This is a genomic window from Sediminibacterium sp. GW821-FHT12F12 (assembly GCF_058806635.1).
The window spans coordinates 79,562-102,526 of record NZ_JBXAPW010000004.1 but is presented as its reverse complement, the minus strand read 5'-3'; the positions used below and the strand labels follow the sequence as shown (position 1 = coordinate 102,526).

At 45.9% G+C, this 22,965-nt stretch carries 19 protein-coding genes; 6 read left to right on the top strand and 13 right to left on the bottom strand.

Annotated features, from left to right (window positions below):
- Positions 1-47: 47 nt before the first annotated feature.
- From AC1RNB_RS08025 to AC1RNB_RS07995, 7 genes are all read right to left on the bottom strand, one after another.
- Entirely contained in the window at positions 48-497 is a 450-nt protein-coding gene (locus AC1RNB_RS08025; RefSeq protein WP_493082149.1) for a hypothetical protein, read from the bottom strand.
- 7 nt (positions 498-504) lie between these two features.
- Complete coding sequence (locus AC1RNB_RS08020; RefSeq protein ID WP_493082148.1) at positions 505-1,824, bottom strand: aspartate kinase; 1,320 nt, start codon at positions 1,822-1,824, stop codon at positions 505-507.
- Positions 1,825-2,012: 188 nt separating this feature from the next.
- Positions 2,013-3,083 (bottom strand): Ldh family oxidoreductase, encoded by a 1,071-nt coding sequence (locus AC1RNB_RS08015; protein ID WP_493082330.1) that lies wholly within the window; start codon positions 3,081-3,083, stop codon positions 2,013-2,015.
- 154 nt (positions 3,084-3,237) lie between these two features.
- A complete protein-coding gene (locus AC1RNB_RS08010) occupies positions 3,238-3,768 on the bottom strand; it encodes an REP-associated tyrosine transposase (RefSeq protein WP_493082147.1) in 531 nt (176 codons plus the stop codon).
- 142 nt (positions 3,769-3,910) lie between these two features.
- Positions 3,911-5,803 carry an FAD-dependent oxidoreductase gene (locus AC1RNB_RS08005; protein ID WP_493082146.1) on the bottom strand — a complete coding sequence of 631 codons (1,893 nt, stop codon included), beginning with the start codon at positions 5,801-5,803 and terminating at the stop codon, positions 3,911-3,913.
- An 81-nt stretch (positions 5,804-5,884) separates the two neighbouring features.
- Positions 5,885-6,334 (bottom strand): single-stranded DNA-binding protein, encoded by a 450-nt coding sequence (locus tag AC1RNB_RS08000; protein ID WP_493082145.1) that lies wholly within the window; start codon positions 6,332-6,334, stop codon positions 5,885-5,887.
- 117 nt (positions 6,335-6,451) lie between these two features.
- Positions 6,452-7,180: a TlpA family protein disulfide reductase gene (locus tag AC1RNB_RS07995; RefSeq protein WP_493082144.1), complete on the bottom strand. Its 729-nt coding sequence runs from the start codon at positions 7,178-7,180 to the stop codon at positions 6,452-6,454.
- A 164-nt stretch (positions 7,181-7,344) separates the two neighbouring features.
- Between AC1RNB_RS07995 and mnmA the strand changes: the two genes are divergently transcribed.
- Entirely contained in the window at positions 7,345-8,454 is a 1,110-nt protein-coding gene (gene mnmA, locus AC1RNB_RS07990; RefSeq protein ID WP_493082143.1) for a tRNA 2-thiouridine(34) synthase MnmA, read from the top strand.
- 48 nt (positions 8,455-8,502) lie between these two features.
- Here the strand turns inward: mnmA and AC1RNB_RS07985 are convergent, their stop codons facing one another.
- The 3 genes from AC1RNB_RS07985 to AC1RNB_RS07975 form a co-directional block, all read right to left on the bottom strand.
- Positions 8,503-9,672 carry an RsmB/NOP family class I SAM-dependent RNA methyltransferase gene (locus AC1RNB_RS07985; RefSeq protein ID WP_493082142.1) on the bottom strand — a complete coding sequence of 390 codons (1,170 nt, stop codon included), beginning with the start codon at positions 9,670-9,672 and terminating at the stop codon, positions 8,503-8,505.
- 98 nt (positions 9,673-9,770) lie between these two features.
- Complete coding sequence (gene odhB, locus AC1RNB_RS07980; protein ID WP_493082141.1) at positions 9,771-10,994, bottom strand: 2-oxoglutarate dehydrogenase complex dihydrolipoyllysine-residue succinyltransferase; 1,224 nt, start codon at positions 10,992-10,994, stop codon at positions 9,771-9,773.
- A gap of 82 nt (positions 10,995-11,076) precedes the next feature.
- Positions 11,077-13,827 (bottom strand): 2-oxoglutarate dehydrogenase E1 component, encoded by a 2,751-nt coding sequence (locus tag AC1RNB_RS07975; protein ID WP_493082140.1) that lies wholly within the window; start codon positions 13,825-13,827, stop codon positions 11,077-11,079.
- A 278-nt stretch (positions 13,828-14,105) separates the two neighbouring features.
- Here AC1RNB_RS07975 and rpsT point away from each other — a divergent pair, with 278 nt between their 5' ends.
- Positions 14,106-14,360 carry a 30S ribosomal protein S20 gene (rpsT, locus tag AC1RNB_RS07970; protein ID WP_493082139.1) on the top strand — a complete coding sequence of 85 codons (255 nt, stop codon included), beginning with the start codon at positions 14,106-14,108 and terminating at the stop codon, positions 14,358-14,360.
- A 53-nt stretch (positions 14,361-14,413) separates the two neighbouring features.
- Here rpsT and AC1RNB_RS07965 read toward each other — a convergent pair whose 3' ends face one another.
- The 3 genes from AC1RNB_RS07965 to AC1RNB_RS07955 all read right to left on the bottom strand — a co-directional run bounded on the left by AC1RNB_RS07965 (position 14,414) and on the right by AC1RNB_RS07955 (position 17,312).
- The gene (locus AC1RNB_RS07965) at positions 14,414-15,799 is read right to left on the bottom strand and encodes an ATP-binding protein (protein WP_493082138.1); all 1,386 of its coding nucleotides are present in this window, start codon (positions 15,797-15,799) and stop codon (positions 14,414-14,416) included.
- Between the two features lie 12 nt (positions 15,800-15,811).
- Positions 15,812-16,486: a response regulator transcription factor gene (locus AC1RNB_RS07960; protein ID WP_493082137.1), complete on the bottom strand. Its 675-nt coding sequence runs from the start codon at positions 16,484-16,486 to the stop codon at positions 15,812-15,814.
- Positions 16,487-16,589: 103 nt separating this feature from the next.
- Positions 16,590-17,312: a head GIN domain-containing protein gene (locus AC1RNB_RS07955; RefSeq protein ID WP_493082136.1), complete on the bottom strand. Its 723-nt coding sequence runs from the start codon at positions 17,310-17,312 to the stop codon at positions 16,590-16,592.
- Between the two features lie 118 nt (positions 17,313-17,430).
- On the opposite strand from AC1RNB_RS07955, the gene guaA reads away from it, so the two are divergent.
- The 4 genes from guaA to AC1RNB_RS07935 are packed head-to-tail and all read left to right on the top strand — an operon-like array spanning position 17,431 to position 22,891.
- Positions 17,431-18,966, top strand: a complete 1,536-nt coding sequence (gene guaA, locus AC1RNB_RS07950; protein WP_493082135.1) for a glutamine-hydrolyzing GMP synthase — start codon at positions 17,431-17,433, stop codon at positions 18,964-18,966.
- 22 nt (positions 18,967-18,988) lie between these two features.
- Positions 18,989-20,161, top strand: coding sequence for a hypothetical protein (locus AC1RNB_RS07945; RefSeq protein ID WP_493082134.1), 1,173 nt, complete (start codon positions 18,989-18,991; stop codon positions 20,159-20,161).
- Positions 20,162-20,197: 36 nt separating this feature from the next.
- On the top strand, positions 20,198-20,362 hold the full coding sequence (locus AC1RNB_RS07940; protein WP_493082133.1) for a DUF2256 domain-containing protein: 165 nt from the start codon (positions 20,198-20,200) through the stop codon (positions 20,360-20,362).
- Positions 20,363-20,422: 60 nt separating this feature from the next.
- Positions 20,423-22,891, top strand: a complete 2,469-nt coding sequence (locus AC1RNB_RS07935) for a ligase-associated DNA damage response DEXH box helicase (RefSeq protein ID WP_493082132.1) — start codon at positions 20,423-20,425, stop codon at positions 22,889-22,891.
- The last annotated feature ends 74 nt before the right edge of the window (positions 22,892-22,965 follow it).

Sequence of the window (22,965 nt, the reverse complement as noted above, 5' to 3'; positions counted from 1 at the left end):
ATGTGGTATGAAAAAAGCCACTGAACAATCAGTGGCTTTCGCTGCTCTTACCGGAAAATATTATTGGCATCCTCGGTGATGGTGATATAGTTCTTTCGCCCCAGGGTTTGATAATATAACAGGTACGCCAGAAAAGGCAGGAATACCGCGAGCTGCACTGTTCCAAAATAAGCCGGCAGCGGCACATGCAGGAAAGAAGGTATGCCAAAGCCGGCAACGATCACCAGCAGCGCCAGCACCATTCCTATGTTATAAAATTTCATGGCTGAGCCAACGGTTACAAAACTGTTCTCCCCATCTTTTACTACAATGGTAATTGCAGGACTACTGCACCAGGCAATCTTACATTGTATTGTATGCGTACCGGGTTCAGCCTGATATTCTTCCGAGCTGCCATTGGTAATCTTACCTACTTCTTTTCCATCGATAAATACCTGGAACCCACGGTTGCGGTTGCGCCATTCACTTTTCCGGTTGATGATGATCTTATTAGCCATAGTTGATTTATAAACCAAACAGTCCTTTGTTCAGCAACTGTAATGTTTTGGTTTTATAGGCGCTGGGAACCAGCAGTGAAATATTATGCGGACTACCTCCATAACTAACCATGGTTACCGGTATCTCGCTTACCGCCGTGAACAGTTTATGTAATACATCTTCTGTTTTGGCGATCTCGTTACCTACAATGGATACGATGGTCTGCTGGTCTTCCACTTCTACCGTACCAAATGGTTCCAGTTCGCGAACGATCTGGAGCAGGTAGATATCCGAATCGATGGTAACAGATACCGCCACTTCTGAAGTGGTGATCATATCGATGGAAGTATGGTATTTTTCAAACACTTCAAATACTTTACGCAGGAAACCGTAGGCCAGCAGCATCCGGCTGCTCTTGATCTTGATGGCGATGATACCGTCTTTGGCAGCAACCGCTTTTACTCCTACGCTACCCGCTTCTTTGGTGATCACGGTTCCATGTGCATCCGGCTCCATCGTATTCAGCAATTTAACCGGTACATTCTCCTGCTGTGCGGGCCAGATACAGGTTGGGTGCAGTATCTTGGCACCGAAATAAGCCAGCTCCGCCGCTTCATCAAAACTCAGCTGCTTGATGGCAACGGTTTTATCAACGATCCGCGGATCGTTATTGTGCATACCATCAATATCTGTCCAGATCTCACAAACAGAACCATGCACTGCCGCAGCAATCAGCGAAGCGGTATAATCACTGCCTCCCCGTTTCAGGTTATCTACTTCTCCCTTGGCATTTCGACAGATATATCCCTGGGTAATGAATAATTTTTTATCCTTATGCTCCTGCAACAGGTGTGTTAGTTTGGTTCTGATACTGCTCAGTTGCGGCTCTTCATTTGCATCAACAGACATAAACTCGAGCGCCGGCAACAACAAGTGATCAATACCCTGCTCTTCCAGGTAAGTACTGAATAGTTTTGTGCTCATCAGCTCACCCTGTGCGAGGATATCTTTGTTCAGCGCTTCACTGAAAGAGATCCGTAAAATAATATTGAGAAATTCAAAATGTTCGGTTACAATGGCATTGCCTTTGGCACGGGTTGTTTCCTGCTTCAGCAGATCAATCACAAAACTGCGGTAATGTGCTTCCAGTTTATCGATATGCTCTTTCGCCAATCCCCTTTCACCCTGCGATAAATTATTACTGATCTCTACCAATGCATTGGTAGTACCACTGAGCGCACTTAATACAACGATGGTTGGTTCTGCATCTTTGGTGATGAGTTGCGATACCTGGTGCATACGTTCCGGCTTACCAACGCTGGTGCCTCCAAACTTCATTACTTTCATGTGTAACCCCCTTGCCTGTTTTGTTGTTAAAAAATCAGGTACAAATGTACAGCCTGCCTGTAAATGAGGAGGGATGTATTTTGTGAACAGCTGTTAGCATAAACGAACCATATTTGCCACTGAAGCCAGTAGCATGGGAGGTTTTGTGGAGCTATTTCAGCATATAAATACCCTACTCAAAAAAGGTATCATAATTGCAATGAGAACCTGGCGGCCAGCGTCTGTAAATCTTCCACCACACTATCTACCAGGGGAATCCCCGCTTTCATCCGCACTGCTTCCATCTCTCGTTCCGGATCGCCGGGAATCAGCACCCGCTCCTGTCCTGCCGCTGGCGTAGCCGAACGGAAACGCTGGATCCATTTGTCCATATGTTGTTTGAACTCCTCTGCCGGACGAAAAGCATCTACCCGCATGGCCCCAAAGAAATGACCGAGTCCCTGTCCCGGCATATTTTCAGGCATGGGAACATACGCAGGAAAAGGTGGTGCCCATGGACCATAGGAAGCACCGCTTAACACCGCAGAAAAAATATCCACGATACTGCCCAGCGCATACCCTTTGTGACTGCCATGCTCCCGATCACTCCCCAACGGCAGTAAAGCCCCTTGCTTTTTCAGGATATTCGCATCTGTTGTTTCGTTTCCTTCTTTATCCTGCACCCAGCCCAAAGGTGTATCTGCATTTTTGCGCTGCAGGATCTCCAGTTTGCCATTGGCTGCGGTGGTGGTAGCAAAATCGGCTACAAAAGCAGGTTGCTGACCCGCAGGTATGGCTACCGCGATGGGATTGGTACCCAACATCCGCTCTATCGAAAACGTAGGTGCCACCAGGGCACTGGCATTTGTCATAGCCATACCAATCATATCCTGTTCCAGTGCCATCATGGCATGGTGCCCGGCAATACCAAAATGATTACTGTTACGTACACTCACCCAGCCCGTACCTACATTTTTCGCTTTCTCAATAGCCAGCTGCATGGCAAAGGGGGCTACCACCAGTCCCAGCCCCGCATCTCCATCCACCACGGCCGTAGAAGGTGTTTCGTGTACGATTTGCAGCACGGGTGAAGCATTTACACGACCCGCTTCCCATAAACGTACATAACCGGTTAACCGCGCTACGCCATGACTGTCTATACCACGGATATCCGCAGCAATCAACCCACGGGTGGCAGTGGCTGCATGCTCATCGGAACAGCCGATACTTCTGAAAACAGCGTAAGTGAATTGATATAACTGATCGTAAGAAAATAGCATATACAAATCTAAAGATGAATAAATCCTGCGCAGTGCCGAAGATACATTCTTTGTTCTTAACTGTTGCCCGCAACAGCAGTCGCTCGGCTCTGCCGAGTGACTACTATCCCCCCGGCCTCAGGCCGTAAAAAATTCCATAACCCACAAACTACCATCACACTTCCATCACCACAATCGGAGACCGTGGATTCGCACTGCTATACCACCAATGCCCCGGCTCCGTAACCCAACCCGCCCGCACAGGATTCTGATGAATATAATTGATCTTCTGCCATAACACTTTCTGATTAAAGCAATCAATCGGATGATTCGTCTTTTGCCAGAACATATTCTCCGCATGCTGTTTTTGAAACTTAGCGTTGTACTGAAAAACAATTTTCATCCAATCCCTTCTGCTTTCTTTGGGGTTATCATAAATCATAGCAAGCAGCTGTTTGGCCGTATAGCTTTTAAAATCCCGCAGCAGATGATTCAGCGCTCCCTGCTTTTGTACAGCCACCCAATGCATGTGATTACTCATGATTACATAGGCATATAATTCCAATCCTTTGTGTTGTTGACAGTACTGCATATTTTTTACCAATTCTTCGCAATATTGTTTCCGGGTAAATACATCTATCCAACCTACAACGGTTAGGGTGACGAAGAAAACGGCATCATAATTGGCTTTGCGCAATTCGCTCATGGTGCAGGATTTGGCTGGATGCCAAGTTATAATAGTCACTCGGCAGAGCCGAGCGACTATTGCATCATCAGGTATTATTACTGCGTAATAATACCTGATGATGCATGAATTATCACCTTATTATGATGTAATAAAAGAAATACTATCTGAGCACCTGGCAGAAACTGCCATCAAAACAAACATCCTTATCAAAATTACCGAAGAGGTAATCGAGGTAAACAGCTGCTTCTTTGCGGGTCAGCGGCAATTGATTGGTTTTCTTTGCCAATTGAAATTTTTGCAGTGCGGTATTCATATCAAGCAACTTCGCAGTTTCTTCATCTCTTGAAATATTTCCGGTCATCATTGATTGATGTAACCGCAAGAGTAGTGCCAGGCTCACATATTTTGTTTGTGTACTTTCTCTGTAACCTGTGATTCCATAAGCTTTTTTCATCCCTTCCAGTAATTCACTGCTTCCCATCAGGCTATCCGGATAAAAATAAGTTTTGTTGGCCCAGCCAATACTTTTTCCTACTCCCTTGATCAACCCTTTCACACCGATCCATTGTATGGTTTCCCAGGCAGGATCGTCCTGTGTTACATCCACAAAAGGCATGAGATAACATTTGTTCTGTAACAGTTCTTTCTGGATCTCTCGGATGCGGATGCCGGTGATATATTTAGTTCCCTCCCCCGCTTTCCGCGCTGCAATGATGCCGGCGGCCTGTCCGGTTAGTAATACCACCGGCTGCAAACGGGTGGTTCCGTTCGCGATATTACTCACTGAAATTCCTTTCTCACAAACTACCAGCCCCTCCACTCCCTTCGGAATCAATGCTCCTAATGGAATTGAAAACGATGGCACTTGTGGAAACGGGATCGGCGGCACTTTACCCGGATACTGTGCATGGTGATGATCTACCGGATAATCGCCCACAGCTATACCGGTGCGGTACAGGTTGTATTGATAAGGCTTGCGGATATGGTCAATATTCAACCGCACTTCCCCCTGCACCCTTCTGCCTTCGCGATGATAAGGAATGAATGCCATGCCCTTATCCATCTCATCTTCTGCCAATCCGATTTGTTTTTGTTGCAGGGTTGTTTGCAGAAAATAAATAAAACCCAGCGTAAAATTTTTTGCTTTGGTATATTCCGCCTCCCGCGCCAGCGGTTTCATATTAACCACATTCAGGTAATAATCATTGCCATGAGCGGGCCAGTTCAACATAAACTTATCAGCTGCACCTTTGCTTACCCGCAGTTTACCATATTCCAGCACTTTCTGTGTAGCCAGCGCATAGGGTTTACTGTTACAGGGCGCATCGCTGGTGCTGCAGTAATATTGGGAAGCATCATAGCCCGGTGGTGCAGGAATGGTTTTATCAGCTCCCTTACCAAAATCCATGAGGGTAGCCGCCCAGGTAAGATCCTGTATCACTTCGCTTTTACCCGGAGCGATTTTTTCTCCGCTTTGTGTACTGTCTTCCGTACCCAGGTCAAAGGGTACACCTGCCGCCGCATATACATCACCCAGATCGGTTGCATCTACAGTAACGGTAGCGGTTACTTCCAGTTTTTCTCCTCTGGTGTTTACAAAACCTGCTCCAATGATTTTGTTTCCCTTCTTTATAGCCCTGTCAAAATACCAGCCATACACTACCTGTATATTTTTTTCCTTTGCGGCCCAGGCTTTGAAAATACTATCGCCTACGTGAGGTTCAAAACAGGTTTCACTTACCCAGCCTGCAAAAAGATTATGGGTCTGGTAATGTTTGTACAGTGCCTGCCTGAACTCTTCCCAGATGCCGCTGCGTAATGCATGATTACCATCGGTACAGCTAACCCCGGCGGCTGTTAACATACCTCCCAGCCATTGCGTTTGTTCTACGATGATGGTTTTGGCACCACTGCGGGCACTCTGTATTCCGGCCGCTATGCCCCCGGTAGATCCGCCTACCACCAATACATCTGTCTGCATTTTCTTTACCTGCGCAACAGATAAGGTCAGCATAATGAATAAACCACAAAAAACCAGACATCCCTTCTTCATATGATTGAAATAGATACCTAAGATAAAAAGAAAGGAGATGTGCTGCGCTCATCTCCTTTCCCGATCAAATCAATCACTTTCTTAGAATGGCAGGTCGTCCAATGGCTCTGTAAGATCACTGGCCGATGGAGCGGCTGTGGCCGGCTGGGAATAGGAAGGAGCTCCCGACTGGTAACTACTGCCACCACCGTCGTTACTACCGCCACCATCATTATTACGGCTTCCCAGTAACTGTACATTGGAGATGCGTAGTGTTAAGGATGCCCCCTGGCGGCCATCGCCCGTGGTATAGGTACGCACATCGGGTTGTCCTTCTACATATACCTGTGTTCCTTTTTTCAGATAAGGTGCTACCGCGGTTCTGTCTGTCCAGTAAGCACAATCCACCCAAGTGGTCCTGTCTTTCTGGTTACCCTGTGCATCTTTGTATTTTTCTGTGTGGGCAACCGTGAAGTTGATCACGTTTTTTCCGTTTACATTGTTCACAATGGCATCTTTTCCTAAGTTGCCGATGACCTGAAGCTTTATCATAATAGGGTTGTTTTTGTAAATATCCAAAAATTGAAAATACAGAAAATGCGTATTTACCGCATAATCGGTTTTATTTTCACTGTATAACTTGGGGTAAACTAATCAGGGTCTACAGCTTTACGGCAGGATTGTTCCCGCGAGGGAGGCATCGATCGATTTTTTGATCCAGGGAACCGTACCCATACTGTATCCGGAACTGTGAAAAACAGCTTTTCCCTCTCTATCCAGCACCAGGTGTGTAGGATACAGATTGATATTATATTTTGAAGCTATATACCTCCCTCCATCAATGATATTGTACCGGAATGGATTGGTTTTCAAGAATTCCCGGATATCATATCTCTCATCCAGCGCCACTGCGATAAATACCACATCCGGATTTTGCTGGTAATTACCCACCAACTCATTCAACTGGGGTATTTCCATGCGACAGGGCGGACAATTGATAAACCAGAAATTCAGTACCACCACTTTCCCCACCAGTTCTTTCAGCGAAAACTTATTTCCGTTCATGTCCCGCTCACTGAAAGAAGCGATCTTTTGACCCGTTTTGAAGAATTTACTCTCTGCGGGTTTGGGAAGCGAAGCATTTCTCTTCTCTATCTCGGCGTCTGAAAGCATGGCCAAAAAAGCAGTTGTTCTATCTTTCGAGATCCGGAGTGTATACTTTCCTGTCCCTATTAAACGCTTGGCCAGTTCGGCAGGATAGATGGTTCCGCCGGAATCTTTGATCACCAGGTCCTCCAGTTTTATCTGAACCGGGGTACCCTGGCTACTGGCCGGAGCTTGCGCAAGCAGCGTAACCGATATAACGGAAACCATGAAAACCAACAGGATCTGTTTCATACAAGCGGTTTGTGTATTTAAATTTATATATTATTTTTTACCATTCATTGTTATTTTTTCCGCTTTCGAAATACCAATAGCCCCATTGAACCCGGTTCTTACGGATACTTGTTTTAAATTTGCAGATTAATGCTTTCCCGCATTGCGGGATGAAAACACAGTATATGAGCCGTAAAGGAAAGGTTTTGGTGGCAATGAGTGGCGGTATAGACAGTACCGTGGTGGCCCTGATGTTGCATAATGAAGGGTATGAAGTGGTGGGTATAACCATGAAAACATGGGACTATGCCAGCAGCGGAACCAGTTCCAAGGAAACCGGCTGTTGTAATATTGATTCTTTTAATGATGCCCGGCAGGCGGCCGTGCACCATGGCTTCCCACATTTTATTCTGGATATACGCGAAGAGTTCGGCGATTTTGTGATCGAGAATTTTGTGGACGAATACCTCGCCGGCCGTACCCCCAACCCCTGTGTGATGTGTAATACGCATATCAAATGGCGGGCCTTATTAAAAAGAGCCGACGCGCTGGATTGCGAATTCATCGCCACCGGACATTATGGTTTGATCCGCCAGCATGATAATGGCCGTTATGTGATAAGTAAAGGACTGGATGAAACCAAGGACCAGAGTTATGTGCTCTGGGGATTAGACCAGCAACTGTTAAGCCGTACCATCCTGCCCCTGGGCGGTTACCGCAAATCGGAGATCCGCCAGATGGCGGTTGACCTGGGTTATCCGGAACTCGCTAAAAAAAGCGAGAGTTACGAGATCTGTTTTGTACCTGATAACGATTACCGCGGTTTTCTGAAAAGCCGGGTAGAAGGACTGGAAGAAAAAGTGAATGGCGGCTGGTTCGTTGATAAAACAGGTAAGAAACTGGGACAGCACAAAGGGTATCCTTTCTATACCATCGGCCAGCGCAAGGGTCTGGAAATTGCCATGGGGCATCCGGTATATGTAACCGCGATCAACCCCGATACCAATACGGTTGTTTTGGGCGATGAAAGCGACCTGGAGCAGAACGATATGCAGATCGGCAAGATCAACTGGATCAAGTACGATGGTATCACCGATGGCATGGAAGCCATTACCAAGATCCGTTACAAAGACAAAGGAGCACTCAGTAATTTATACACCACCAACAACGGTATCCGCACACGCTTCTATGAAAACGTAAAAGGTATTGCCCCCGGACAAAGTGCTGTTTTTTACGAAGGCAATGATGTGATCGGGGGTGGTATTATTCAGCGGGGGGAGTTAGTGTTGGGGTAGCGATATTTGTTAGAGGGGTTAAAATAGTTAAAAACAGGTTTAACTATTTTAACCCCTCCCCAGCAAAACAGCAAACATAGAATCTGCTTTTACCCCATACCCTTTCAGCAATTCCATTTTCAGCAATTTAAATTCTCTGTTTTCCAGAATATACTGTACCTGTTCCTCATTCTCTTTTCTGAAAACAGAGCAGGTAATATATAACAGGTATCCGCCCTTCGCCACATGAGGTATTACGTGGTTGATGATCTTCTTTTGTAACGCCGCATATTCCGTGATCTTTTCTTCTGTAAAAAAATACAGCTGCTCGGGCGTACGTCCCCAGGTACCACTGCCACTACAGGGTGCATCGCAGAGAACAATATGGAAGGGTGAGTGGTGAGTAGTGAGTGGGGACTGAGTCAGGTCTGCAATGAAAGATTGATAATGTCTGATCCCTGCCCGGTCAAATCTTTCTTTCAGGTTTCTGAGAATACTTGGGCGGATATCGGATACGGTGAGGTCAACCTTCGGCAAAGTATCCATCGCCAATAAAGATTTTCCACCACTGGCTGCACAACAATCCCATAGGGTGAGTGGTGAGTGGTGAATAGTGAGTGAGAAGAAGCCTGCTACCTGTTGGGAGCTGTAATCCTGGACCACTACTTCTTTATCAATATCCAGCAAGCCATCTATTTTGGTGGTATTGGCTAACGCGAGGCAGTTGGCAGTTGGCTGAGAGAATGCGATAGGCTGATCAGCCAGTTTGGCCAGTACCTGTTGCTGTTTTCCCGGACGGATACGCAAGAAGAGATCAGGTTGGGTAAAATGAGAAAGGATAAACGCCTCCGGTTCTATTCCCTCACTGAGTTGTTCGATCCACGGAAAAACAGATGCAACGGTAAATCCCGGATATTCTTTTTGTAGCCAATTGATTTTTCCCGGTAAGGAAACACTCCATGCAGCCAGCCACTGCTGTTCAAATAATCCCGCCCAATCACCTGCTGTTTCCTCGCAGAGAAAGATAGCGATACGCAGGCGCTCTTCGGGATCCAGTGACAGAAGCGCATGCCCGATACGATAGTAGCTATAACAAAGATGTGTGATCAGTTTTCTATCGCGTGAGCCATGCTTCTTATGCTCCGAAAAATATTTTTTCAGAAAATGAACAAGCGGTACCGTTCCATCATACAAACGGATAAGCGAGAGTGCAGTATTAAAATAAGATTGATAACGCATGACTGCTCTTAAAGGAAATGAAAAGCCTGTTACCATCCGGCAACAGGCTCAAATATAAGTGATGCTACTTTATCCCCCTATACTGGCGGAAAAGCAGGTTATACTTCCAGTAATGTTTTTACAGGATCCTTTCCCATCAACAGTAATTCCGGATTCTCCAGCAGTTCTTTCACCCTTACGAGGAAACTCACGCTTTCCCTTCCGTCGATGATACGGTGATCATAACTGAGTGCGAGGTACATCATGGGGCGGATCACTATCTGGCCATTCACCGCCATGGGACGTTCCTGTATTTTATGCATACCCAGAATAGCACTCTGTGGGATATTGATGATCGGCGTACTCATCAAACTGCCAAACACACCACCATTGGTGATAGTGAAAGTTCCTCCCTGCAGGTCTTCGGCAGTCAGTTTGCTGTCTCTTGCCTTACCGGCCAGTTCTACCACTTTCTTTTCAATCTCAGCCATACCCAGACTTTCTACATTCCGCATTACCGGTACGGTGAGTCCACGGGGGGTACTTACCGCAATGCTGATATCCGCATAATCGTGATACACAATATTATCGCCATCAATATAAGCATTTACAGAAGGCCATTCGCCCAGTGCAATAGCGCAGGCTTTGGCAAAAAAGCTCATGAATCCCAGGTTTACACCATGCTGCTCTTTGAACTTGTCTTTGTATTGCTTGCGCACATCCATAATCCGCGTCATGTCCACTTCATTAAAAGTGGTGAGCATGGCCGTGGTATTTTTGGCTTCTACCAGGCGGCGGCTGATGGTTCTGCGCAGGCTGCTCATTTTTTCCTGGCGTACTACGCGGGTAAATAGTTCATTACCGGCGAAAGCTTTTTTGCCCGGGTTATTCAATGCTTCCAGCACATCCTGTTTCATGATTTTTCCGCCAGTTCCGGAAGCTTTGATAGAAATCGCATCTACTTTTTTATCTGCGATGATGGCAGAAGCAACGGGTGTAGCTTTGATATCGTTGGGCACTGCTGTAACCGGTGCTTCATTGGCTACGGGTTTGGGGGCAGCAGTAGCAACCGGTGCCGTTTCTTTTGCAGGAGCGCCTTCAGGTTTGGCCGCTGTTTCATCTATCTGTGCCAGCACATCACCAATGGTTAAAGTATCACCTTCTTTGGCCAGCGGTTTCAGGATACCTGCTTTTTCGGCATTCACTTCAAAAGTGGCTTTCTCACTTTCCAGTTCAGCAATCACTTCATCGCGTTCTACCCACTCTCCGTCTTTTTTGGTCCATTTTAAAAGAGTTACTTCACTGATGGATTCGCCGATAGTAGGCACTTTTATATCGATCATAAAAAATTATTTCAGTTTATATTTTATTATCCGTTACAGAACGTCCATTACTAATTACCAACTACTAATTACTAATTGACTTTTAAATATTAAAAGCGGTTTCAATAATCTCCAACTGCTCCTGTACATGTACTTTATGGTACCCTGTAGCGGTGGATGCGCTGGCATTACGGCTGATAACACCAAAGTTGATCGACTTCAGGTTCATCTGCAGGAAAGAAGCAGCTCCCATATTCAGCGGTTCTTCCTGTACCCAGAACCAGGTGGCTTTGCTGTATTTTCTATGGAGTACGTCCAGTTGTTTTTGTGGCAGCGGGTATACCTGCTCCAGTCGTACAATGGCTATATCTTTCCGGTTTTCTTTTGCCTGTTTTTCGGCCAGTTCAAAATAGAGCTTACCGGTACAGAGCAATACTTTTTTAACGTCAGCGGCATCTGTTACAAAACTATCATCGATCAGTTCTTTGAATCCACCCCTGGTGAATTCGCTGATATGACTGAACGTAACCGGATTACGCAGGTTGGCTTTAGGGGAGAAATTGATCAGTGGTTTGCGAAAGCTCCAGGTTAACTGGCGTCTTAACGCATGAAAGAGGTTGGCGGCGGTGGTGATATTTGTGATCACGATATTCAACTCCGCACACATCTGCAAGAACCTTTCCATGCGGGCACTGCTATGCTCCGGACCCTGCCCTTCGTAACCATGCGGCAATAACATCACCATTCCGTTCTGGCGCTGCCATTTCTGTTCGCCTGCTGCAATAAACTGGTCTATCATGGTCTGTGCGCCGTTGGAGAAATCACCAAACTGCGCTTCCCAGATTACCAGGGCGTTGGGGTTAGCCAATGCATACCCATATTCAAAACCCAGTACTCCGTACTCACTTAATAGGGAATTGTAGATCCGGAATTTTTCCTGGTTCTCGCGGAAATGATTCAGCCTGTTATAGCCTTTATTGGTATTCTCATCACGGAGGATGGCATGGCGGTGGCTGAAAGTACCACGCTGTACATCCTGACCGCTCATACGAACGATATTACCATCCAGCAGAATAGAACCATAAGCCATCAACTCGGCGGTGGCCCAGTCTACTTTCTGTTCGGCTTCCAGTATTTTGATCTTGTCCTGTAATAACTTTTCTACTTTTTTCAATGGCTGAAAACCTTCGGGCCATTTCATCAGACTATGAAAGAGGTTAAACGCATCTTCTTCGCCAATGGCTGTTGATGGAGAGGAGTCAAAATCTTCCGGTTTGGCTTTACGCAAACTTTTCCAGGCCAGTTCCGGCTGCTGGTAGTGATAGGGTAATGGATTCTGTTTAACCTCATCCAAACGCTCCTGCAGATCGGCCCAGAATTTTTTCTCCATTTCTTTGGCCAGTTCTCTTGCATCCGCCTCCCCGTTCTCGATCAGGTAATTGGTATAACTCTCTCTCGGGTTCTGGTGTTTATCTATCAGTGCATATAACTGCGGCTGGGTGTACTTGGGATCATCGCCTTCATTGTGCCCGTGTTTGCGGTAACAAACCATGTCGATGAAAATATCGCTGTTAAACTCCTGGCGATAACGGGTGGCTATCTCTGCACATTTCACTACTGCTTCTGCATCATCTCCATTCACATGCAACACTGGTGCCTGCACCATGGCAGCTACCGATGTACAGTAATCCGCACTTCTTGCATCATCAAAATCAGTGGTAAAGCCGATCTGGTTATTGATCACAAAATGAATAGTGCCACCTGTATAATATCCCCGCAGATTACTCATCTGCAGTACTTCATATACAATTCCCTGTCCTGCCACAGAAGCATCTCCATGAATCAGGATCGGTAAAATTTTATCAAAATCACTCTGATACAATACATCTGCCTTGGCTCTCGCAAAACCGACTACTACCGGATCCACCGCCTCGAGGTGCGAGGGATTGGGCATCAGTTTCAGGTGCATGGTTTTATCATCTGCCGTCTGCACTTCACTACCGTATCCCATATGGTATTTCACATCACCACTACCCATGGTCTGGTCCATCGTAGCGGTTCCTTCAAACTCACTGAAGATCTGCTCATAGGTTTTACCCATGATATTGGCCAGGATATTCAGTCTGCCCCGGTGCGCCATACCAATCACCACTTCATGTACATCATTGTTGGCTGCCATATTAATGATAGCATCCAGTGCCGCAATAGTGGTTTCTCCACCTTCCAGTGAAAACCTTTTCTGGCCGATATATTTGGTATGCAGGAATTTCTCGAACAATACCCCCTGGTTCAGTTTCTCGAGAATTCTTTTTTTCTGTGAGAGGGGTACAGACTCGGCGAATTTTTTCTCCATTTCTTCGGTTAACCAGTCGATCTTTTTCTGGTCGCCGATATATTTGAATTCAATGCCTACATGGTTGGCATAAATGTTCTGAAGATGCGTCAGGATATTTTTCAGCGATGTAGCTCCCAGTCCGAGAATATTACCGGCCTGGTAAATAGTGTCCATATCAGCCTCCCCTAATCCGAAGAAAGCAAGATCGAGGTTGGCCCCCCGGTCTCTTCTGGGCCTGATGGGGTTGGTTTTGGCCAGCAGATGTCCTTTGTTACGGTAACCCAGTATCAGACGGTATACCCTGATCTCCTTCATCCAGTCAATACCTGAGCCTGCCTGAACCGCACCCGCCGCAGGGGCGGCAACCGTTGTATTCAGGCCGTTACTGACCGCAAAATCAAATCCTTCGAAGAATTTTTTCAGGTCGGGATCCACACTGGCGGGATCTTTTACAAAGTCCTGGTACAGGCTTTCGATATAAGCGGGATGCGAGTTCGTTATGTATGAAAAGTCCTTCATTTCGTGGTTTTGAACAGCTTTTGGTCAAATAGTGGGCAAATATCGGTCATTGAAGGCAGAAAAAAAGCCAAAAAACAGGGTGAAACCGGAAAAGTCCGGAACTCGAAATCAGTTGGTACCCAGCTTTGCAGCTCGTCCCCTGCCGCTGAAAATCAGACTTTGGATCTGTCCGGCGAGTGATTTATCAACTGGTTTTCAGGGTTTTTTCAGTTTTTTTGTATTAAATTTTCAAATTTGACTTCCAGGTATTACCTTTGCCGTCCTGAAAAAAACAATACATGGCAAATCATTCAGCTACCAAGAAAGATGTGAGACAAGCTACCAAGCGTCGCGATAGTAACCGTTACTACGGAAAAACAACCCGTAATGCGATCCGTGACCTGAAGGCCAGCGCCGACAAGAAGACCTACGAAGAAACTTTACCCAACGTAGCTTCTATGATCGACAAATTGGCTAAGCGTGGTATCATCCATAAGAACAAAGCTGCCAATCTGAAAAGCAAACTGACCAAAAAAGCGGCTACCCTCGCTTAATTGATCCTTATAATTTATTTCTAACCATCCCGCTGTTTAGCCGGATGGTTTTTTTATGCCCGGTTCTGTGTAGAAGCTTTGTTGAGGGTAACGGTAAATCGGTTCACATCGCTGGCAATGGGCGCATAACTAACAGTTCCCTTGTGGACGGCAATAAACCGGTACACAATGGACAAACCCAGCCCATACCCTTTGGTAGTAAGGGCATTGCCCCCTCTGAAGAAAGGAATCATGATACTCTCCTTTTCATCGGCCGGTAACTGGGTTCCTGTATTATCGAGGTGTATGGATATGGATTCTCCCGCAGCATCGATGGTAATATGTACTTTTTGGTCTACCGAATACGTATAGGCATTTTTGATCAGGTTGGTGAAAGCAGATTTCAGCAGGGATTCATTACCCCGGATCACAAAATCATCATCATCATCCGGCACATGGGCAAAAACAATATCGATCACCAGGTTAGGGAACATTTTTTTGCAGGCACTTACCGTTTCATAGATCAGCTCATCTATCCGCAGACGGGGCCAGTCCTGCATAAACTCCAACTGTTCAAACTGGGAGATCAGTAACAACGAATTGGTCAATTCGATCAGTTCCCGTTGTTCTTCTTTCAGCGAGAGCAGGGTGGTTTTGTATTCCGAAGGTGAAAGCTCTTTATTCAGTGCCGATTCTGTTTGTGATAACATGATGGCGAGGGGTGTTCGCAACTCATGCGAAGCATGGTACACAAAATTTTTCTGGAATTCGAAGGATTTGCTCAGCCTTTCGAGCATTGTATTAAAATTCCGGGCAATATCATTGATCTCGTCTTTAGCTGTTGTTTCGGGCACACGTTCTGTCAGATTCTGAACGGTCGTTTTCTTCATTTGCGAACCCAGGTCCTTCAACGGTTTTACCGCCTGCCGTACAAATAAAAAAGAGATCAGCGCAGCCAACACCAATGAACCAAGGAATACCACAATCAGAATCAATCGTATCAGCCCCAGTCTCTCAAAGCCATACCGGTCATACCCTGACACAAACACATACGAGCTGGTTTCGGGCAAATACATGGCAACCTGCTGGTAGTTATTGGCGTCTATCGAACGGATTTCTTTTTCACTCCGGAGCTGGGATAGGCTTCCGTGGAAAAGCGGCATGCTGATTGTATCCGGAAAACGGAAAATCAATTTGCCTGTTGAATCGAGAATAAAAACCTTCTCGTATAACAAAGCATTGTCGTGAATCTCTTTGATGAGCCTGTAAGAGACCTGCCTGTCTTCCTTTCTGATATCAGTGAAAATATTATATACTTCTATCCCCTCTTTACTCACCCGTTTGTAATAGTCATCTTCGCGGACCTTGTAGACGAGGATATAAATGGCAATACAGGCTATGAACAGGATTACTGCCACAAAAGAAGTAAACAGTAATGCAAAACGGAGTTTCAGGTTCATGGCCCGCAATATTTATTTGATATAGTAGCCAAACCCGGGTTTGGTATGGATCAGTTTCAGCGGGAAAGGTTTGTCTATTTTATTGCGCAGAAAACTGATATACACTTCAATCGTGTTGGTTCCCGTATCAAAACTGAGATCCCATACTTTTTCCAGGATCTCCTGTTTGGAAATAACACGGTCGCGGTTACGGGCCAGCAAAGACAGGAGGGTAAACTCTTTGGCGGTAAGTGGTATGACTATTCCGGCGCGGGTAACTGTTTTATTAAGGAAATTGATCTCCATGTCTTCCACTGTCAGTTTATCCGACTGGACAGGCAGTTCTGATCGTTTGAGGAATACTTTTACGCGGGCAAATAATTCTGAAAAATGAAAGGGTTTTACAATATAATCGTCTGCACCAATATTAAAGGCCTCAACTTTATCATGGATCTCTCCTGCGGCGCTGAGCATGATGATCGGAATCTTATTGTTCTGGTCGCGGAATTCGCGGCACAGTACATATCCGTTTTTATAGGGCAGGTTGATATCGAGTAACACCAGGGCATAGTTGTTTTCAGCAAATAAGCGGGAGGCTTCCAATCCATCTCCGGCAACATCGGTCTGATAACCATTTGCGTTTAATTCTTCACAAATGATCTTGCTGAGTTTCACTTCATCTTCCACCAATAAAATTCTGTGTTTCACCAACATTTTCGCAGTTAATTACTGACTGAAAATAAAGAAAATATTTCAGTCTGCCGGTTTTCCTTTGGGCTATTCCGGCTGCAATCAACAGCAGGCCAATGGGTTATTCCAGCTTTTTCACTTCCCCGCTTCCGGCTACATGTTGTTTTACCGCAGGACTTCCTTTATAGTACACAGAACCTACTCCGGCAATATTTACATCGAGTGTTGCGGCAGCAAACAGTTTTACATTTCCGCTGCCTGCAATTTTTACAACGGCGTTTTCGGATTTGAGTGCCTCGCCAATATAATCACCTACCCCGCTGATACGGATCCGCTGGTCGCGGGTTTCGCCTGTTAGCGTCATAGAACCACTACCCGCAATCTCGGCTTCAATACTGGGGGTATTTACATCCATCTTCATATCGCCGGCACCGGCAATTTTCAGCGTAAGATTATCGCCACCGGTGAACTTATTTTTCCCGATAATATTACCGCTTCCAGCCAGGTTTACCTGTTCCAGTTTGGGTGTGGTGATGAAGATCTTGATGGTATTGTCTGTAGAGAGACTTACATGATCTTTTGACTTGATGATCAGAAAACCGTCTTCTGATCTGGTAAGAATAAAGGGCAGGATATTTTCGTCCGCTTCTACTTTCACCGAAGTGGTGGGTCCCTGCGTAATTTCCACATCGTAACTACCCGCCAGTTTGATCCTTTCTGCCCGCTGAATAGGGCGGTCCTGGGTTTCCAGGTTACCATTACCCACCACCCTTTTATATCCAAACCAACGGCAGGAAGTGGCCGTCAGCATTATCACAGTAAGAAAAAGAAGAATATGTTTCATAGTATTGGTTTAGGAATTGAAAGTTAAACAATCGCAAGGAAATCCCGGTACCCTTTATCCCCATTTAGAACCGTATAACGGACTTTCCTCCTTAAAAATTTCTGTTACCTTCGCGTGCATGACAGAAAAAATACTCATTCTTGATTTTGGAAGCCAGTTTACCCAGCTGATTGCCCGGGCCGTTCGTGAAGCCAATGTGTTCTGCGAGATTATTCCTTACCAGAAATCTTTTGTGATAGAACCCGGTTTAAAGGGGATCATCCTGAGCGGCTCTCCCTTCAGTGTAAATGAGGAGAAAGCCCCTTCGGTGGATATTGCTTCTTTTATACAGAAAGTACCGGTACTGGGTGTTTGTTACGGCGCACAGCTGACTGCCAGATTATTTGGCGGCAGGGTAGATAAATCGAACAAACGTGAGTATGGTCGCGCCAAACTGCATATCCACAAGGAAGATGCACTGTTCAAAGGCGTGGCAGAACAATCGCAGGTATGGATGAGTCATAGCGACTCCATCACCCAGTTACCCGAAGGTTTTGAGATCCTCGCTACCACAGAAAGTATTCCGGTGGCAGGTTTCCGCAAAACAGGCTCTGATACCAAAGCTTTATATGGCATTCAGTTTCATCCGGAAGTGTACCATTCAACCGAAGGAAAAAAGATCATTAATAATTTTCTGATCCAGACCTGCGGTTGCAGTCAGGACTGGACGCCGGCTTCCTTTGTACATGAAACAGTGGAAAAACTGAAAGCGCAGATCGGCGATAGTCATGTGATCATGGCCCTGAGCGGTGGTGTTGATAGTACAGTTGCCGCCACCCTCATCAGCAAAGCCATTGGCGACCGCTTACATGGAATTTTTGTAGATAACGGCGTGTTACGTAAAAATGAATTTCAGCAGGTGCTTGATACCTATCATGCTATCGGACTGAATGTAACCGGGATTGATGCCAAACAAATGTTCTACGATGCTTTCAAAGGCAAATCGGACCCGGAACAGAAGAGGAAAGTAATTGGTGGTTTATTCATTGATGTATTTCATGAAGAATCCAAAAAAGTACAGGGTGTGAAATTTCTGGGCCAGGGAACCATTTATCCGGATGTGATCGAAAGCGTAAGTGTACATGGCCCATCGCAAACCATCAAATCGCACCACAATGTGGGCGGATTACCCGATATCATGCACCTCGAACTGGTAGAACCACTCCGTTATCTGTTTAAGGATGAGGTACGCAAAGTAGGATTGGAAATGGGCATACCGGCAGACATGATTAACCGGCATCCTTTCCCAGGTCCGGGACTGGCTATCCGTATCCTTGGCGAAGTAACCGAAGAAAAAGTGGCTTTGTTGCAGGCGGCAGACGACATCTATATTAAAGGGTTAAAAGAATTCAATTTATACAACAGCGTTTGGCAGGCAGGTACCATCTTATTACCTGTAAAGAGCGTAGGTGTAATGGGAGATGAAAGAACCTATGAATTTACCGTAGCGCTGCGGGCCGTAACGTCTGTAGATGGCATGACAGCCGACTGGGCCCACCTGCCTTATGAATTTCTGGCACATATTTCGAATGAGATCATTAACAACGTAAGGGGTATTAACCGCGTGGTATATGATATCAGCAGCAAACCGCCGGCTACCATTGAGTGGGAATAAACGCGGGCACTAAACTATTTGTATGCATTACCTGAAGCACTTATGGCTGGTTTGTATTTGTCTCGGGTACCTGCTGTCTGCAAAGGCACAGGATACTTCTGCTGTCAAATCCATAAAGGTTGCCGTATTTGCGCCGCTCTATATTGATTCTGCGTTTGCGAACGATACCTATAAACTGGGTAAGGCCAACCTGCCCAAATACCTGTTGCCGGGTCTCGATTTTTACAATGGAGTGATGCTGGCCATTGATTCCCTGAATGCCGAAAAAACAGCGATAGAAGTACTGATCTACGATACCAAGAGCAGCAATATGGACATTGACGAACTGCTGGAACAACCGGAACTACAGGATATTTCTCTACTGATTGCGTCTTTCAACAACCGGAATGATATCAAACCACTGGCAGATTTTGCGAAGGAGAAAAATATCCTGCTCATTTCTGCTACCTATCCCAATGATGGTGGTATAGAAGACAATCCCAATTTCGTATTACTGAACCCTACTTTAACGGCACATATTGAAGCTGTGTATAAATATGTGCACAGAACTTACCCGTTGGATAATATCACCCTGTTTCGCAGGAAGGGGGTAACGGAAGACCAGATCCAGACGATTCTGGGCAACCTGAACAAAAGAACAGACGGTATTCCCTTAAAGCTCAAAACCATTGAACTGACAGATAGTTTTACCACGCAGCAGGTAACCGCTTACCTCGACAGCACCAAACGGAATGTAGTGATCTGCGGCACGTTGAATGAAAGTTTCGGTTTGATGTTATCCAAAGCACTCAGCAGTTCAAAGCAATATCCCGCAGTGGTCATTGGCATGCCCACCTGGGATGCACTGAGAGATATCGGTACGGGTATTGATATGGTGTACACAACTCCTTATAACTATTTCAGGCAGGACAAACTCAGCAGCCAGTTAAGCGAAAAATACAGGGCCCGTTTTGCAGGTCGCGCCAGTGACCTGGTGTTTAAAGGTTTTGAAACCATGTACCGGTTCAGTAAACTACTGATCAGGTACGGACCGGAATTGAAAAACAATTTATCTGCCAAAGAATTCAAACTCTTCAACGATTTTGATATACAGGCGGTAACGGCAGAAGAGAACAACGCAGTAACCAACTACCTCGAAAACAAAAAACTCTATCTCGTGCGCAAACAGGATGGTAAAGTAAAATCTGTGAATTGATAACAACCATCGCCCGGCTAATTTGTTGTGCAGTTCATGAAAGCAGTCAAGGGAAATAAATCTTACCTACCCTCCAAAACCTGCAAAATCTGCGGCAGGCCATTCAGCTGGCGAAAAAAATGGGAGAAAAACTGGGAGTCTATCCAATACTGCAGCAACCGATGCCGGCAAAACAGGCTGTTGAAAAGCAGCAACCCATAATCCTGCTTTCTGCCGGATCAGAATCCTGTAAATTACAGCACAGATAAGCAGCCTATATTCATGCAAGTTCAGCAAACCAAGGGATACCGGGTAATTAACCAATGGCTGCAGGCCAAAGGCTTTACAGCTTTTGCCTTTCAGGAAGAAAGCTGGCAGGAAATCATCAACGGTAAAAGCGGATTGGTTAATGCGCCTACGGGTTGCGGTAAAACCTATTCTGTTTTCCTGGGCGCTTTGATCCAGTTCATCAATGAACATCCTGAACAATATCTCCAGAAAAAAAATAACGGCTTACAATTATTGTGGATCACGCCTTTGCGGGCATTGGCCAAAGATATTGGCCGTGCCATGGAAGAAGTGATCACAGAACTGGAACTGCCCTGGAAAATTGGTATCCGAAACGGCGACACAGATACAGCTGAAAGACTGAAGCAGAAAAAAAACATGCCGGAAGTGCTCATTATCACACCGGAAAGTCTGCACCTCTTACTCGCCCAGAAAAAATACCCTGAGATCTTTCATCGTTTACGCATTATTGCCGTAGACGAATGGCATGAATTACTGGGTAGTAAACGCGGAGTGCAGGTAGAGCTGGCCGTGAGCAGGATCGTGCATTGCCAGGCACCTGACTACCCGCAGGCCTGCGTATGGGGCATCAGTGCCACCATCGGTAACCTATCCGAAGCGAAAGACGTATTATTAGCTCCCCTGCAGCAGGAGGGAGTAATCATACGCGCGTCCATTAACAAACAGATCGTGGTAGAATCTATCCTGCCCGATGAGATCGAAAAATACCCCTGGGCCGGTCACCTCGGTATTAAACTGGCGGAGAAATTAATCCCGATCATTGAACAGAACCGTACCACACTTATCTTCATCAATACCAGGGGCATGAGCGAAACCTGGTACCAGACCTTACTGAATGTGGCGCCGCAACTGGCTGGGGCCATTGCCCTGCACCATGGCAGTATTGAACAGGAACTTCGTTTATGGGTAGAAGAAGCCTTGCATACAGAGAAACTGAAGGCCGTTGTATGCACTTCCAGCCTCGACCTCGGTGTTGATTTCAGGCCCGTAGACACCGTGGTGCAGGTAGGTTCGCCCAAAGGCATTGCACGTTTTCTGCAAAGGGCAGGAAGAAGCGGACACCGGCCCGGCGAAATCAGTAAAATCTATTTTCTCCCCACACACTCACTTGAATTGCTCGAAGTAGCAGCATTAAAAACAGCCATTGATGAAATGGCTATTGAAAGCCGTGAGCCCATGCTGCTTTGTTTTGATGTATTACTGCAATACCTCTGCACACTAGCTATTGGAGAAGGATTTGAACAGGCAGCTTTGTTCTGCGAAATAAAAAATACGCATTGTTTTTCGGATATCACGGAAACAGAATGGCAGGAAATTCTGCTGCATCTGACCATTGGTGGCAAAGCCTTACAGCAATATGATGAGTATAAGAAAGTGGAAGTGGAGAATGGATTGTACCTCATCAAAAACCGTCGTATCGCCTTCAGGCACCGCATGCATATCGGCACCATCGTAAGCGATGCTATGCTGAAAGTAAAAATGATGAATGGCGGCTATGTGGGTGTGATCGAAGAATGGTTTATCAGCAGGCTGGAACCGGGAGATGTATTTACGCTGGCGGGCAGAAACCTGGAACTGGTGATGATCAAAGACATGCAGGTGATGGTGCGTAAATCCAACTCCAAAAAAACGATCGTACCCTCCTGGATGGGGGGCCGGATGAGCCTGACAGCTAACCTCGGCAGGATCTTACGCGAAACCTTTAACAAAGCACTGGTGGCAGAAGACAGCATTGAACTGCAAAGTTTACATGGATTGTTTGATCTGCAGCAACAGTTATCCCATATTCCACGCGACAATGAATTGCTGATAGAACAACTGGAAGATAAAAACGGGTTTCACCTGCTGGTCTATCCTTTCGAAGGCCGGCAGGTACACGAAGCGTTGAGCGCGATTCTGGCTTACCGCATCGGGCAGATCACGCCCATCACTTTTTCTATTTCCATGAATGATTATGGATTTGAATTACTGAGCGACCAGCCGGTACCGGTGGATGACAGCAATGTGCGTGATGTATTTTCACCCGATAACCTGCTGACTGATATCCAGAAAAGTGTGAATAATACAGAAATGGCTAAAAGGAAATTCAGGGATATTGCGGTGATCGGCGGATTGATCTTCCAGGGAATGCCGGGAGAAAAAAAGAAAGCCAGGCACCTGCAATCTTCTGCATCTCTACTTTTCAAAGTATTTGATGAGTATGATCCGAATAATATTCTCCTGAAACAGGCCTACCAGGAAGTATTGCTGCAGCAGATGGACGAAGTGCGGTTACGTCTGGCCATGCAACGGATCGGCCAGAGCAAGATCGTTCTTACATTTCCGGAAAAACTGACACCCCTCTCCTTCCCCATAATTGTAGATGGACTGAATCGCAACCACTATTCCTCTGAAAAACTGGAAGACCGGGTGCGCAAGATGCAGCAACAACTGGAAAAATAATTTTTGCTTCGTTGCAATACTTACTATCTCTGATCAACAGTTCTACACCTGCGCCTCCGCGCCTTTGCGGGAAA